Source organism: Psychroflexus lacisalsi, assembly GCF_020164495.1.
GTDB classification, from domain to species: Bacteria; Bacteroidota; Bacteroidia; order Flavobacteriales; family Flavobacteriaceae; genus Psychroflexus; species Psychroflexus lacisalsi.
In genome coordinates, this window is the sequence record NZ_JAIQYZ010000001.1 from 951121 (window position 1) to 965790 (window position 14670).

A 14670-nucleotide genomic window follows, 5' to 3' on the forward strand; every position below is an offset into this window, starting at 1 on the left:
TTGGCCTATAATTTTAGTAATATCGAACTTAAAATTTATAGACTATGAAATTTATTTTAAGTGTATTGATCATTGCTTTTTTATGCCCTGTTTCTAATGGTTTAGCCCAACAAGACACGTTGACCAATAAAGCTAAAGAACTAAAAATTGGAGTTTTTGTGACTCCACCGTTTGTAATGGAGAACAATGGGAAATTCTCAGGACTAAGTATTTCATCATGGGAATTGGTTAATAAGGACTTACAACAATCTTACGAGTATATCCAGTATGGGTCTTTAAAAAATCTGTTGGAAGCAATAGAAAAAAAGGAGATCGATTTTAGTATAAACCCTGTGACGGTCACCAATAGTAGGATGGAACGTTTGGCATTTTCTCAGCCTTATTTTATATCTAAAACAGCAGTTGCCAAACGCAAGCAAAGTCAGACTTGGATATTTATTAAAAACTTATGGAGCTGGAAATTTATTTCTGCAGTGCTGATATTAATAAGTGTTATCTTCATTTTTGGAGTTTTGGTCTGGTTATTCGAGCGGCATAAAAATAAAGAAGAATTCGGAGGGAAAGGTCTAAGTGGAATCCAAGAAGGCTTTTGGTGGAGTGCTGTGACTATGACTACGGTTGGTTATGGAGATAAATCACCTAAAACCACGGGTGGTAGACTAGTAGGTCTAGTCTGGATGTTTGCGGCTATTATAATGATTTCAAGTTTAACTGCTGGTATTGCTTCAGCCTTAACTATTCAAAACATCAATAATAGTATAAGTAGCGTAGAAGATCTAGACAGGTTTGAAACGACTACGGTTGCAAATTCCAGCGCAGCAGAACTGCTGGATTTATACCGTATCGATACTGAAACGGTATTTGACGAAAAAGAAGGGGTGCAAAACTTACTGGACGAAAAGACCACACTCTTTGTATACGATGAACCCATTATCAGTTATGAAATCCAACGCAGATCGCTCGAAGATGACATTGAAATCCTTCCACAAGGTCTAAAAAAAGACTACTACAGCTATACTTTTTCTAAAGGCTCTGATTTACTATCCCAAATTGACCCTGTTCTTGTGAGTACTTTGAAAACTATGGAATGGAGTAAGCTATTGGAGAAATATCAATAAACAATATTAAAATCTTATACATACAATTTAAAGTTATCTATATGTTATGATTATTTTTTAGCACCAACAGCAACTGATATTTTTCTACAATAAATAAAAAAACCGTCAGTTATGACGGTTTTTAATGAAAAAAGATAGAGGCCTTCAATTTTAAAGCCAATAGGATGATCTGTTTTTCAATACGTTATCTAAGGTTCCAATCACATTTTTTTAGAATTCAAGTATCCTGTTTAAAGCTTACTGTACTCTCTCTGTAAGGCTTGTGATAACAGAGGGTTGAAATCATTTTTATAACTATTGATACTTTGCCCTAGAAATTTTTTAAAATCTTTTTCAAAATGAGAATGGTCGTAATAATTATACTTTTTAATTAATTCTTCCATGCTGTTATAATTCTGTTTTTCCAGTTCCCGTATAATAAAATTGAACCTGATCAAACAAATAAAATTATGTGGTGAAGAGCCTACTTCAATATTGAACATGCGATCTATGCTACGCTCTCCAAAAGGGAATTTCTCACTGAGCGTAGATACTGGAAGTAAGCCTTTTTGACTGTAGATATAATTAACAATCATAGTTGAATCCAAATTCAAGTTCCTGGTGCTGTAAAACTTATTGAGATGTTTATCTAATGTCTGTGTAATAGTTTCTATAGTTTGACTTTCGTATATTTCATAATAAAGTTGATCTAAGATTGTAGCATCTACATAGTCATACAAATCAATCAACTTATTTCTATATTTCTTAGCAACGAGGTTGGTAATATTATGAAAACTATGATTGGGTAACTCAACTGAAATCCAGGTACAGTTTTTATAAGCTTTAACGTTAAAAAAATCACCAATACCTTTTACAAAAACTTTTGGGATTTCAATTGAATTATTTTGGTAATCATAAGCCTCAAGATCTCCAAAACGAAACATAATGTAACTATAGCCATAGTCATTAATACATTGTAATGGCATATCGGCTACATAATCAATTCTAATTATATCTTTAAAAAATGAATGTTTGAAATTAACATCATTAATAAATTTCATTATGTCAAATTTGCCTGCTAAAATACTTCTTAAAGAATTGTTCAAGTTGTAAAATTCCGACAAATACTAACGGTATGGCTATGTTGTCCAGTGCTAGTACAAAAAAAAAGAAGAAAAATAAAAAATCCCTAAATGAAATTTCACCTAGGGATTTATGTTTTGTATTGCGAGACTTATTATCCGTTCATCGACATTAAGAATTCTTCATTGGACTTAGTATCTTTTATTCTTTGATTTAAGAATTCAATAGCTTCTACAGGATTCATATCTGCTAGGTATTTCCTCATGATCCACATCTTTTGGATCTGATCATCACCAAGTAATAAATCATCTCTTCGTGTGCTTGATGAAGTGAGATCAATCGCTGGGAAAATTCGTCTGTTGGCAATTTTTCTATCCAGTTGTAATTCCATATTACCTGTTCCTTTGAATTCTTCAAAGATAACTTCGTCCATCTTAGAGCCTGTATCAGTTAGTGCTGTAGCTATAATGGATAATGAGCCTCCATTTTCAATATTTCGTGCAGCACCAAAGAATCGTTTCGGTTTATGTAATGCATTTGCATCAACACCACCACTCAATACTTTACCACTAGAAGGTTGAACTGTGTTGTAAGCTCTAGCCAGACGTGTAATAGAATCGAGTAAGATAACTACATCATGTCCGCACTCTACAAGACGCTTTGCTTTTTCAATGACAAGATTGGCAACTCTTACGTGTTCATGTGCTTCTTTATCAAAAGTAGACGCAACTACTTCGCCTCTTACATTCCGTTGCATGTCGGTGACTTCCTCCGGACGCTCATCAATCAATAAAACAATTTGATAGACTTCAGGATGATTTGCAGCAATAGCATTGGCAATATCCTTCAATAACATGGTTTTACCAGTTTTCGGCTGAGAAACAATCATGCCTCTTTGGCCTTTACCTATCGGCGAAAACAAATCAATAATACGTGTAGAAAGTGTGCTTTGCTTTTCAGCCAATCTGAACTTCTCCTGAGGGAAGAGCGGAGTCAAATGTTCAAATGAAACACGATCTCTTACAATCTTTGGATCTAGCCCATTTATTTTTTTAATCTTAATTAATGGGAAATATTTTTCACCTTCTTTCGGTGGTCTTACCTCTCCAAGAACTGTATCGCCTGTCTTTAAACCAAAAAGTCTAATCTGAGATTGAGACAAATAAATATCATCCGGTGATGATAAATAATTATAGTCAGAAGACCTTAGGAATCCATATCCATCTTGCATCAAGTCAAGAACTCCTTCACTCTCTATGATAGAATCAAATTCGAAATCTGGATCTTTGTATTTATTTCTGCTATCCCTATTTCCATTTTTGTCACTCGACTTATTGTCATTCCTGGATTTAGGATTCTGGTGTTTTGGGTTTTGAGGTTTTGCAGAAGGAGAATTCTTTTGTGAATTGTCCTTGTTTTGGTGGTTGTGTTGAGGAATCTTTTTCTCCTTTGCTTCCTTATTTTGTGCTGCAGGCTTCTTTTCTTGGTTTGGATTAGAAGATTGAGCAGGTTTTGGATTCTGAGTGGGCTTCGAGGCTTGATTTGGCTTTGAAGGCGATTTCTCAGTTGGATTTGTTTTATTTTGATTTTTCTCTTCAGGCTTAGATTTATTCTCTGCCTGCTTAGGTGTATCACTTTTATCAAAAGGATTCTTAGGGGCTTTTTTAGGCTCACCTTTTTGAACTCTTTTTCTTGGTTTTTTTGAAGTTTGACTTTCTTTATCAGTAGTCTTTTCTTCGATAGGTTGACTTTTTTCTTCTTTAGGAGAAGATTCTTTTTCTTTAGGTTTTGCTTCCGTGCCAGAAGACTTTTCTTCTTTTTCCTTACTAAGAATCTCTTTCATCTTTTCTGGGTTGGCAGCTTGATAATCCAAAATCTGGTAGATTAGGTCTAACTTTTTAAGACTCCTAAATTTTGGAACTTTCAATTCTTTAGCAATTTCTTGTAAGTCTGCAAGTTTTCTAGACTTTAGTTCAATAATTTCTAACATTGATCTTTTTTGAAATTAAATAGTTTCGAGGGAGATTCGAATTTAAATTGATGATTTGTAACCGCTTAGGAAAGCAGTAGTCTTGTGACTCTGCAATTATACAACTTTATTTTATTTATAAATATTAATTCTCAAATATTCTATTATTTTTGCTATTCAATATTTAACAAATGATACAAAGAATTCAAAGCTTATATTTGGTTATTGCAATTTTGCTTAATGGAGTGCTTAGTTTCTATTTGCCACTTTGGATAACTTCAGATAATATAGAAATTTTCATTATTTCTCAGCCTATAGCTATATCTTTGTTTTTGTTATCAGTTCTTATTTCGATTATAACTTTATTTTCATTCAAAAGAAGGAAACGTCAATTTGTCTTAGGACGAATTAATATCATATTGAACTTTGTTTTAGTAGGTGTTTTCGCATATTGGACGCTAAGTTTACCTGGAGAGATGGATATCTCGGAGAAGGGTATTGGGATGCTTCTTCCAATAATTTCTATCGTTTTTATTGCTCTGGCCAACAAGGCTATCAAGAAGGACGAAGATCTTGTAAAATCTGTGGATCGATTGCGATAAACCTGAAATCTTAGTAATGTTAGTGCATGAAAACCCCGAGCAGCCACTCGGGGTTTTTTGCTTTTATAATGGTAATATGATGATGTTCTTTTATTCTGATTCTGCCACCGTTAGATATTATGCTCATAGTAAATAAGCTTACAACTTATAAGTCAGTTTAAAATATAGAATTTCTAGGTGGAGATAGAGTGAAATTCTATAATTTATTAAAGCGATTGTCTATCTGAAACTTTTTAGAAATCATTTATTTCATATCTTAAATCTGAAATACCTAAGAAGTTGCCGACTTCCCTCTGTTTCCAAAATCTATGACTTCTAAGTCTTTAATTTTTCCATCATCCAAAATAAACTTCAGCATTGTCCTTTTTACATGAAATCCATGGATGCCTATAGCCCCAGGATTCATGTGTAATAATCCAAGTTTTTTGTCATTCATTACTTTCAGAATGTGTGAGTGACCACTTATGAATAATTTAGGTGGGTTTTCTTTGATTTTATCCTTCACATCTCTGCTATACCGGTTTGGATAACCACCAATATGAGTCATCCAAACGTCAACACCTTCCAGTGTGAAACGTTGGTTTAAAGGAAATTCACTTCTCAATTCATGTCCGTCTATATTACCATAAACTGCTCTCAATGGCTTTATCTCTGCTAAAGCGTCACATACTTTATGATCACCAATATCTCCTGCATGCCATATTTCATCAGCTTTTGATGCCCATTTCAATATCTTTTCGTCTATATAGCCGTGGGTGTCGCTCAGTAGTAAAATCGATTTAGCCATTCTTTTTTTTCAAGGCAATATAAATAAAGCTTTACATTATGGTCTGTTCTCTATTGTTATCTTTGCAATTCAAAAATTATCTGGGGGTGAGATACATGATTCAACTTTCTTATTTAGGCACTAATTATCACGGATGGCAAAAACAACTGGATAAAATAAGTGTACAATCCCAAGTAAATCATGCCTTAAATACTGCCCTTCAGGAAACCATTGATGTAGTAGGAGCAGGCAGGACAGATACAGGTGTTCATGCCTCCGGATATATCGCCCATTTTGATAGTGAACAACACATTATCGATTATGAAAAGCTCATTTTTAAATTGAATAGCATTTTACCTCCAGACATAGCTGTTCATGCTTTCAGTAAAGTTGATGCAGATTTTCACGCTCGTTTTGACGCCATATCCAGAACTTATGAATATTCAATTGTTCAATATAAAGATCCTTTTTCATTGGGTAAAAGTTATTTTGTAAAAAACGAGCTTGATATAAATGCGATGCAAAAGGCTTCCAACCTCTTATTTAATCATAAAAATTTCAAATCTTTTTCCAAAGTTAAAACTGATGTTTATACATTTGACTGCGAAATAAAAAAAGCAGATTGGCATCTAAATGGACATCACCTCCTTTTTGAAATTTCTGCCAATCGATTTTTAAGGAATATGGTCAGAGCTATTGTTGGGACTTTAGTTGAAGTAGGATTGCACAAAATATCTGTAGAAGAATTCAACCAAATTATACTAGCTCAAGACAGATCTAGAGCTGGAAAATCTGTCCCAGCTCATGCTTTAGTTTTGAAAAATATAGAATACCCTCAAGGATATTCTGATAAGTTAACAAATGGAAAAGAATAGCGGAAACGCCTTTGATACTAAACTCTTTAAGAGACTCTTAAAGTTTACAGATCCTTATAAAAAAACATTTTATTTTGTAGGATTTGCAGCTATTGCATTATCTGGACTCGGCGTGCTTAGGCCTTATTTATTGAGGTTAACAATAGATGAGGGAATTACAAAAAGCGATGCCGATAGTTTGATTTTTTACGTCAGCACAATGCTGATCGTGCTTGTTTCTGAAGTGATTTTTCAGTTTAGCTTTATTTTTTATGCCAACTGGCTTGGACAAGAAGTGATTACAGATATCCGTATCAAACTTTACAAGCACATGATGAATTTCAAAAAGCAATATTTTGATAATTCTTCTGTAGGTAGATTGGTGACTAGAGCAGTAAGTGATATTGAGACCATTGCCAGTATTTTTAGTCAAGGTTTATTTATGATCATAAGTGATTTATTAAAAATGATCGTGGTTTTAGGATTCATGTTTTGGCAAAGTTGGCAGTTAACTTTATTGGTCTTGACGGTTTTACCTTTTATTATATACGCTACGCGCGTATTTCAGAAGAAAATGAAAATTGCTTTTGAAGAAGTAAGGACACAGGTTTCGAACTTGAATTCTTACGTACAGGAGCATATCACCGGGATGAAAATCGTCCAGATTTTTAATCGAGAAAAAGAGGAGTACAATAGATTTAAAGACATCAATAAAAAACACAGAGAAGGTTGGATCAAAACTGTTTGGTACAATGCTATTTTCTTTCCCATCGCAGAAATGTCAACCTCTATTACCATTGGATTGATCGTCTGGTTCGGTGGCTTGCGAGTCGTCGAATCCGATATGTTATCACTGGGTATTATTGTAATGTTTATTGAACTGTCTCAGATGCTGTTTCGACCGCTTCGACAGATTGCAGATAAGTTTAATTCATTGCAGATGGGAATGGTAGCTGCCAACCGTGTGTTTAAAATATTGGATACAGACTCTCAAATCGAAAACTCTGGAACAATTGTTCCAAAAAAGTTGAGAGGTCATATCACATTTGAAGATGTAAGATTCAACTACATCCCCGATGAGGAGATCCTTAAGGGAATTTCCTTTGAAGTTCAGCCTGGAGAAACAGTTGCTATTGTTGGGGCGACCGGAGCGGGAAAAAGTACAGTCATCAACCTACTAAGCCGATTTTACGAAATCAAAAGCGGGAAAATAACTGTTGATGGTGAAGACCTCAAAAACTATGAGCTTACTGCTTTAAGGAGTCAAATAGCTGTAGTGCTTCAGGATGTATTCTTATTTGCAGATACAATTCTGAATAATATCACACTTAATAAAGAAGGAATCACAGAAGAACAAGTGGTTTCTGCGGCAAAAGACATCGGTGTTCACGAGTTTATTTCTTCTTTGCCTAATACTTACCATTACAATGTAAAGGAAAGAGGGGTCATGTTGTCCTCAGGACAACGCCAATTGATAGCTTTTTTGAGAGCTTTTGTAACCAATCCGAGTGTATTGGTTTTAGATGAAGCTACATCCTCTGTAGACAGTTACAGTGAGCAACTTATACAGGATGCTACAGAAAAGCTGACTCAAAATAGGACTTCTATCGTTATTGCTCACCGATTGGCAACGGTCAAGAACGCAGATAAGATTATAGTAATGGACCTTGGAAAAATTGTTGAAACGGGAACGCATTCAGAATTACTGAAAAAAGAGGAGGGATATTACAGAAATCTTTACGAGGCTCAATTTCAACATGAAGAAGAGATCAACTAGCTTAAGTCTTCTTTGATTTGATCAATCAATTTTTCCAAATCGTCAAAAATATTGAACTCTCCGTTTTTTAAATAAGAAACCTGCCCTGTTTCTTCACTAACGACTAGTACAACGGCATCAGTTTTTTCACTTATTCCTACTGCTGCCCGGTGTCTCAGTCCAAATCTCAAAGGAATATCTCTATCGTTGCTTACAGGTAATATTACTCGTGTTGCAGTAATCCTTCCATCTTCAATGATGATAGCTCCATCATGAAGAGTGCTGTTTTTATAGAAAATAGATTCAATAATAGGTCTGTTAACTTTGATATCCATATCATCGCCAGTGTTTTTCACAAAATCGAGTTTCGTATTTCGTTTGATGACAATAAGTGCTCCTGTTTTTGTGCTCCCTAATTTTTTACAAGCTTCAACAATAATATCAACATAGTTTTGAGTTTTATTTTCTCGATTTGAAAAACTAAGTTGAAACCAATTGTTTTTTCCACTGAAACTTGTCGAACCAACCATAAGTAAGAATTTTCTAATTTCTTGCTGAAATACAACAATCAGTGCAAACATCCCTACACCAATAAATTCTCCGAGAACGCTGCTCAACATCTCCATTTGAAGCAGTTGCGTTAACTTCCAGATCAGATAGATAATAACAATACCAATAAATATATTGATGGCTGCAGAGCCCTTAACAAGTTTATATATGTAATATAAGAGTACAGCAACTAATAGTATATCTAGAATATCTAAGAATCTAAACTCTAAAAAATCTAAACCTGTCATATTCTAGTTTTCTTTCAATTTTTGGTACAAGGTAACGCATTGCTTTGCTTCGAGCACATCGTGAACTCTCAATATTGAACTTCCATTCATGAGTGCTACCATATTTAAAGCTGTAGTTCCATTGAGCGCTTCTTTAGCGTCTATAGATAAAGTTTTATAGATCATAGACTTTCTTGAAAGTCCAGTAAGCATTGGAACATCAAGGTTTTTTAAGACTTTGAGATGATTGAGCAACTCGAAATTTTGGGTGATGTTTTTTGCAAAACCAAATCCAGGATCAATGATTAAGTCATTTATGCCTTTGCTTCTTGCTTCTCCTATTCTTTCAGAAAAGTAAAAAACCACCTCTTTAACTAAGTCTTCATAATCTGTAAGTTGCTTCATGGTTTGTGGTGTTCCCCGCATATGCATCATGATGTAAGGCACTCGGTACTCTGCAATTAACTCCAGCATTTTATCATCAAGCTTTCCTGCAGAAATATCATTAATGATATGCGCACCCCGGTCTAAGCTTTCTTTTGCAACTTTACTTCTGAAGGTGTCAATAGATATAATTAAATCTGGAAATTCCTTTTTTAATTGTTCTAAAATTAAACTTTGTCTTTTGAGTTCCTCATTTTCACTGATGTCGTCAGCTCCGGGTCTTGAGCTATAGGCGCCGATATCCAAAATATCCATGCCGTCATGGATGCTTTTTTCTACTTGTTTAAGGACTTCATCTTCATTTTTGAATTTTCCACCATCATAAAACGAATCCGGCGTCAGATTCAAAACTCCCATCACTTTAGGTACTGATAAATCGAGTAATTCTCCTTTGCAGTTAATTGTCATAGAAACAAATTTATAATTTTAATGGACTTTCTAAACTCATTTTTCCAACTCCTTTTAGATTTATTTTAGATTTTATGCTAAATTAGGTTTCTAAACTTCTGAATAATGGACCTAACCGAACCCGACTTTCAATCATTTATGGATGACTATTCCTATCTTATAGGCATCATTCTTTTCCTTATAATTGTCGACGCTATTTTAAAACTTATCACTTTATGGCAGTCAGCCAGACGTAAACAAATCGCGTGGTTTATTTTTTTAGCGCTCATCAACTTTTTAGGAATACTGCCAGTTATATATCTTATTGTCAATAGAAATAAAGATAAATTCAGGCGCTAATTTCTGCTGTATTTTCTCTTTCTCCAATAGTGAAACAAAGCGCCAAAAGCAAATATTGAAAGGAGAGGAGCTGCTATATTGAAAATCTGCCAGGTTAACTTATCAGTCTCCAGCTTATCCAGATTCATCTCATCAAGGCGGATTGACTTATTTCTTGTATTCACTAAATCCTTGTCACCAAGGAGAAAATTCACCGTATTCAAAAGGAAAGTTTTGTTGCCATATGTTATTCCTGAATACCTGTCAAAACCTAATTCTAAGGGTTTACCAGATTGAATTTGATTTTTGATGACATCACCATCAGAAATAAAGACTTGCTCTGTTATCGGACTTTTATCTAAAGGCTTTGATAACTGAAATGGTTTTAGTTTTGCTTGGAAAGCTGAACTAAATTCACCTTCCACCATCACAGCCATTGGAAATCTACCTGAAGTATAAAGTTCTGGATTTGGGTCTTCGTTGATTTCATTCAAATTGATTTCAAAAGGAACCCCTATTTTTTTGGAGAGTTCTGAGCTTTCCAGCAATATTGTTTTCTTGAGTCCAGATTTTAGAGTATCTATTGGGTTTGCAAACTCAAATTTTACAGGATTTAGATTACTTGTTATGGGATGCTTATTGGCAATGTTTCCAAGCGGATCATAAAACCATGGAAATCTGGAAAGCTGAGTAGAATTTCCACTCCCAGAAGCTAAAACAATGGGAGCAGAATAAAGATCATTTATGAGTTGAGGATTGATTCTAATTCCATATTTAAAGAACAAATTGTATAAATTCAAATTTCTAGGTAAGGCCAAAGCAGATTTTGAAGCTCTATATAGACTATCTTTTTCAACATTAACATGTTCCGTAAGCCAAAGCGCTTTCCCTCCACTCATCAAATATTGGTCTATCGCATAATTTTTTTCTTCACTGAACGGCTGAGTAGCTTTTGCATCTATGATGAGGTCGTAAGTTTTTAGCTGGTCGACAGTTCGTTGTGGATTGCTTTCTACTGAATCTAATGTGAAAGGCGCTATTAGATAATACTCTTTAAGTGTAGTCAGAAAGTCTGATAGATATTTATCTTCAAGTTCACCTTGACCTTTCAAAATAGCGACTTTTTTACTTCTTTCACGTGTCAATTTTGTGGCAGCATCGATAAAGCCATATTCTAGATTTTCAATTGATTTTTGAACCAATTCAGAATTGCTTTGCGACAATGTTTTCTGCAGGAGTTGAATGGAAGACTGCTGATTTTTGTAATTCGCTACAGCCCAGGGAAATATGACGCGTTCCGTGAGTTTTCCGTTTTCGCGAATATTCAATGACTCTGGTGGCATGCCTTTTTCGTAAAAAAGATTGGCGACCTCCATGGCCTCCAGATTGCTATCCAAAGGATCTATAAATTCATATTTTATATTAGAATTATACGCGCGAAGTTCTTCAAGTATGTAGCGAGTTTCTGTTTGTAATCTTTTAAATTCTGAAGGTAAATCCCCTGTTAAAAACACCTGAATAAGAATAGGGCTTTCTATAGATTCTATCAATTCTATGGTAGGCTTGGATAGTGTATACTTTTGGTCTGAAGTGAAATCTACTCGCGTAAAAAATTGCGAGGCCAATACATTCAGAAGTACGATGACAACTAAAATTCCCAGAGCTTTTTTTAGCATCGGTCTTGCTTTCATTCCGAAAGGGTTTTTAATTGAATACGCGTTAATGCTAAAAATAAAACGCTAATACTAATCAGATAAATTAGGTTTCTACTGTCCAGAATTCCTCTTGTAATGCTTTTGAAATGGTAATTAATTCCGAAGTATTCCAGGGAGTATAATTGTGAGCCTCCTATTGCAATTGAATTCAATCCATCAAAACCAAAGTATAGAAATAAACTTATAACAGTTCCCCAAATAAAGGCTACAATTTGGTTGGTACTCACAGATGAGGCGAAAATACCGATAGAGGTGAAACAGGATATAAGTAAAACCAGTCCAAAATATGAACTAAAAATGACACCATAATCTATGGTTACATTTTCGGCAGTAAGTTCGGAAAGACTTATTAAATAGAAGAAAGTAGGTAGAATGGCAATAAGACTTAAGCACAAACACCCAAGAAATTTACCAAACACAAGTTGATTCAGACTCAAAGGTTTTGTGAGTAAAAGTTCCATAGTGCCTTGTTTTCTTTCTTCAGAAAAGCTCCGCATGCTGATGGCAGGAATCAAGAAAGCAAAAACCCAGGGCAAGGCTTCAAAAAAGGGGATGAGGTTGACATAGCCTAAGTCGAAAATATTGAACGGTCCAGGAACGACCCAGATTAAACTCCCTGTTGAAACTAAAAATAATCCAATGACGATATAGCCATTGGCACTGGAAAAGAAACTGTTGAATTCTTTATTGAAGATGGCTAGCATATCATTTTAATTCTACAAGTTTATCTAAGCTCCAAGCCTCAGCCTTGTCTGAAAATTTTGCTTTAGTAGCTTTCCAGACGTAAGCAAATAAATCTGAGTGACGGTAAGCATTCAAATGAGATTCGGACTCCCAATAGCTGTATGTGAAGAATATACTAGAGTTGTTTTGATCTTGATAGAGTTCTAAGCGTCGGCAACCTTCAAAATGACGTATTTTCTCTTTGTTTTTTTTAAAAAGGCTCTGGAAGTCTTCAACAGCTTCAGGAGTAAACTTCATTTTCACTATTCTTACTAGCATTCTATAAAAATTTAATAGTTAGCGTGTCCAGATATTTTATTCCGAATAAACTAGAAGCAGAGCCTACACTTAAAGGATTACTTTTATAAATAGCAAGTTCTAAAAAATCTGATGAATTGAACAAAGCAATTTTCTTTCCTTCCATTTCTCTGTTTTCTTTAGGAACGTTGAAGTTGATCGCATCGGAATAATTTGAATACACGTTTTTGAATTTGGTAGACCTTGCAGAAATCAACACTTCTCTTCCTCTTGCTACAGATTTGAAAAGTTTCTTACTGACGTTTGAAACCACATTGCCGAAATTATCGATGTAAATAATATGTCCAATAATCTGGTCTTCCTGTTGATTTACAATAGGTTTCACATGCGTAAGCTCATTCATACTTGGAATAGTTTTTCCGATGACATCCAAGTCACCACCTCTGCAAATGTGAGCGGCTACACTGATAAATACATCCAGGATTTTGGATTTCATTTCAAAATTATCATGAATATTGATTTCAACAATTTTATCTGGTTTTATTTCAGAAGAAATAAGGGATAAAATACCATTGTCGGCACATATAAAATAGTGCCCATCCAGATAAATAGCAAGATGTTTATTCTCTGGTGTCAATTCAGAATCTACCCCAATGATGTGTATCGAGTTTTCTGGAAAGTTATGGTAAGCGTTTTTTATAATGTAAGCAGCTTCCGTGTAATTGAAGGGAGAAATTTCATGAGAAATGTCTATAATTTGAACCTTGTCCAACTCGCACAACAGAGCGCCTTTTACGGCGGCAACGGAGTGATCCTTTAGTCCAAAATCTGTAGTAAGAGTTATGATAGGCATTTAATAGACAGTTAATAATTGGATGCTCATTTTAGTCAAAAAAATGCGTAATTTTGTTATGCGAATTTATTATTTTTAAACAAAAATCAGCGCTTTTGAATGAACTTATTTTAGAACTCTCAGAAATTAATCCAAGAGAATTTTTTGGACACCACAACGTTAATATTGAACTTATTAAAAAATATTATCCGCAACTCAAACTTGTAGCTAGAGGGAATAAAATAAAGGTTTTTGGAGATGACGAGCGTCTAGAAGAATTTGAAGGGCGTTTCGAAATGCTAACCGACCATTTCTCTAAGTTCAATTCTATAGATGAAAATGCGATAGAGAGAATTCTTACAAGCCAGTCTAAAGCTGATTATGATGCACCGGTTTCTTCTGGAGCTGTTTTGGTACATGGCATAGGAGGGAGGCTCATAAAAGCGCAGACGGCCAACCAAAGAAAATTGGTAGAGTTGATGAATACCAATGATATGGTATTTGCAATTGGTCCTGCAGGTACAGGTAAAACTTATACTGGTGTGGCCTTAGCAGTGCAAGCACTTAAAAATAAACAAGTAAGAAGAATTATATTGACTCGCCCTGCTGTTGAAGCCGGAGAAAATCTTGGGTTTTTACCAGGAGATTTGAGAGAAAAACTTGATCCTTATATGCAACCCCTTTATGATGCATTAAGAGATATGATTGCTCCTGAAAAGCTTGAAAGTTATATTGAAAAGGGTACCATTCAAATAGCACCTCTCGCATTTATGAGGGGTAGAACATTGGACAATGCGTTTGTTATTTTGGATGAAGCTCAAAATACTACACATCCACAGATGAAAATGTTTTTGACAAGGATGGGAAAAATGCAAAATTCATGATCACTGGAGATCCCGGTCAGGTGGATTTACCAAAACGTGCAATCTCAGGTCTTAAAGAAGCACTTCTCGTTCTCAAAGACGTTAAAGGTATTGGTATGATTTATCTAGATGACAAAGATGTCATTCGTCACCGTCTTGTCAAAAAAGTAATTTCTGCTTACAAAGCAATAGAAAATCAGGATTAA

General features: G+C 34.8%; 14 protein-coding genes and 1 pseudogene. 6 read left to right on the plus strand and 9 right to left on the minus strand.

Annotated features, from left to right (window positions below):
• Positions 1-44: 44 nt before the first annotated feature.
• Positions 45-1118, plus strand: coding sequence for a transporter substrate-binding domain-containing protein (locus LB449_RS04445; protein ID WP_224453868.1), 1074 nt, complete (start codon positions 45-47; stop codon positions 1116-1118).
• A gap of 230 nt (positions 1119-1348) precedes the next feature.
• On the opposite strand, the gene LB449_RS04450 is transcribed toward LB449_RS04445, so the two are convergent.
• Positions 1349-2158 (minus strand): helix-turn-helix domain-containing protein, encoded by an 810-nt coding sequence (locus tag LB449_RS04450; RefSeq protein ID WP_224453869.1) that lies wholly within the window; start codon positions 2156-2158, stop codon positions 1349-1351.
• Between the two features lie 176 nt (positions 2159-2334).
• On the minus strand, positions 2335-4170 hold the full coding sequence (rho, locus tag LB449_RS04455; protein WP_224453870.1) for a transcription termination factor Rho: 1836 nt from the start codon (positions 4168-4170) through the stop codon (positions 2335-2337).
• A 170-nt stretch (positions 4171-4340) separates the two neighbouring features.
• Between rho and LB449_RS04460 the strand changes: the two genes are divergently transcribed.
• Entirely contained in the window at positions 4341-4751 is a 411-nt protein-coding gene (locus LB449_RS04460; RefSeq protein ID WP_224453871.1) for a DUF4293 domain-containing protein, read from the plus strand.
• A gap of 271 nt (positions 4752-5022) precedes the next feature.
• Here LB449_RS04460 and LB449_RS04465 read toward each other — a convergent pair whose 3' ends face one another.
• On the minus strand, positions 5023-5538 hold the full coding sequence (locus tag LB449_RS04465) for a metallophosphoesterase family protein (RefSeq protein WP_224453872.1): 516 nt from the start codon (positions 5536-5538) through the stop codon (positions 5023-5025).
• An 86-nt stretch (positions 5539-5624) separates the two neighbouring features.
• On the opposite strand from LB449_RS04465, the gene truA reads away from it, so the two are divergent.
• On the plus strand, positions 5625-6392 hold the full coding sequence (truA, locus tag LB449_RS04470; protein WP_224453873.1) for a tRNA pseudouridine(38-40) synthase TruA: 768 nt from the start codon (positions 5625-5627) through the stop codon (positions 6390-6392).
• Positions 6379-8148 carry an ABC transporter ATP-binding protein gene (locus LB449_RS04475; RefSeq protein WP_224453874.1) on the plus strand — a complete coding sequence of 590 codons (1770 nt, stop codon included), beginning with the start codon at positions 6379-6381 and terminating at the stop codon, positions 8146-8148. The genes truA and LB449_RS04475 overlap by 14 nt, the downstream gene beginning before the upstream one ends.
• Here the strand turns inward: LB449_RS04475 and cdaA are convergent.
• On the minus strand, positions 8145-8924 hold the full coding sequence (cdaA, locus tag LB449_RS04480) for a diadenylate cyclase CdaA (RefSeq protein WP_224453875.1): 780 nt from the start codon (positions 8922-8924) through the stop codon (positions 8145-8147). The two genes, LB449_RS04475 and cdaA, sit on opposite strands and share 4 nt — an antisense overlap.
• A gap of 3 nt (positions 8925-8927) precedes the next feature.
• Entirely contained in the window at positions 8928-9755 is an 828-nt protein-coding gene (folP, locus tag LB449_RS04485; RefSeq protein WP_224453876.1) for a dihydropteroate synthase, read from the minus strand.
• A gap of 105 nt (positions 9756-9860) precedes the next feature.
• Between folP and LB449_RS04490 the strand changes: the two genes are divergently transcribed.
• A complete protein-coding gene (locus tag LB449_RS04490; protein ID WP_224453877.1) occupies positions 9861-10094 on the plus strand; it encodes a DUF5652 family protein in 234 nt (77 codons plus the stop codon).
• On the opposite strand, the gene gldG is transcribed toward LB449_RS04490, so the two are convergent.
• From gldG to LB449_RS04510, 4 genes are read right to left on the minus strand one after another with little or no spacing between them, the layout of a single operon-like run.
• On the minus strand, positions 10091-11764 hold the full coding sequence (gene gldG, locus LB449_RS04495) for a gliding motility-associated ABC transporter substrate-binding protein GldG (protein ID WP_224453878.1): 1674 nt from the start codon (positions 11762-11764) through the stop codon (positions 10091-10093). The two genes, LB449_RS04490 and gldG, sit on opposite strands and share 4 nt — an antisense overlap.
• Positions 11761-12492 (minus strand): gliding motility-associated ABC transporter permease subunit GldF, encoded by a 732-nt coding sequence (gene gldF / locus LB449_RS04500; protein WP_224453879.1) that lies wholly within the window; start codon positions 12490-12492, stop codon positions 11761-11763. Before gldF ends, gldG begins: the two co-directional genes overlap by 4 nt.
• 1 nt (position 12493) lies before the next feature.
• Positions 12494-12790 (minus strand): putative quinol monooxygenase, encoded by a 297-nt coding sequence (locus LB449_RS04505; protein ID WP_224453880.1) that lies wholly within the window; start codon positions 12788-12790, stop codon positions 12494-12496.
• Position 12791: 1 nt separating this feature from the next.
• Complete coding sequence (locus LB449_RS04510; RefSeq protein WP_224453881.1) at positions 12792-13622, minus strand: SAM hydrolase/SAM-dependent halogenase family protein; 831 nt, start codon at positions 13620-13622, stop codon at positions 12792-12794.
• 95 nt (positions 13623-13717) lie between these two features.
• Between LB449_RS04510 and LB449_RS04515 the strand changes: the two are divergent.
• Positions 13718-14670 (plus strand): annotated as a pseudogene (locus LB449_RS04515) (PhoH family protein).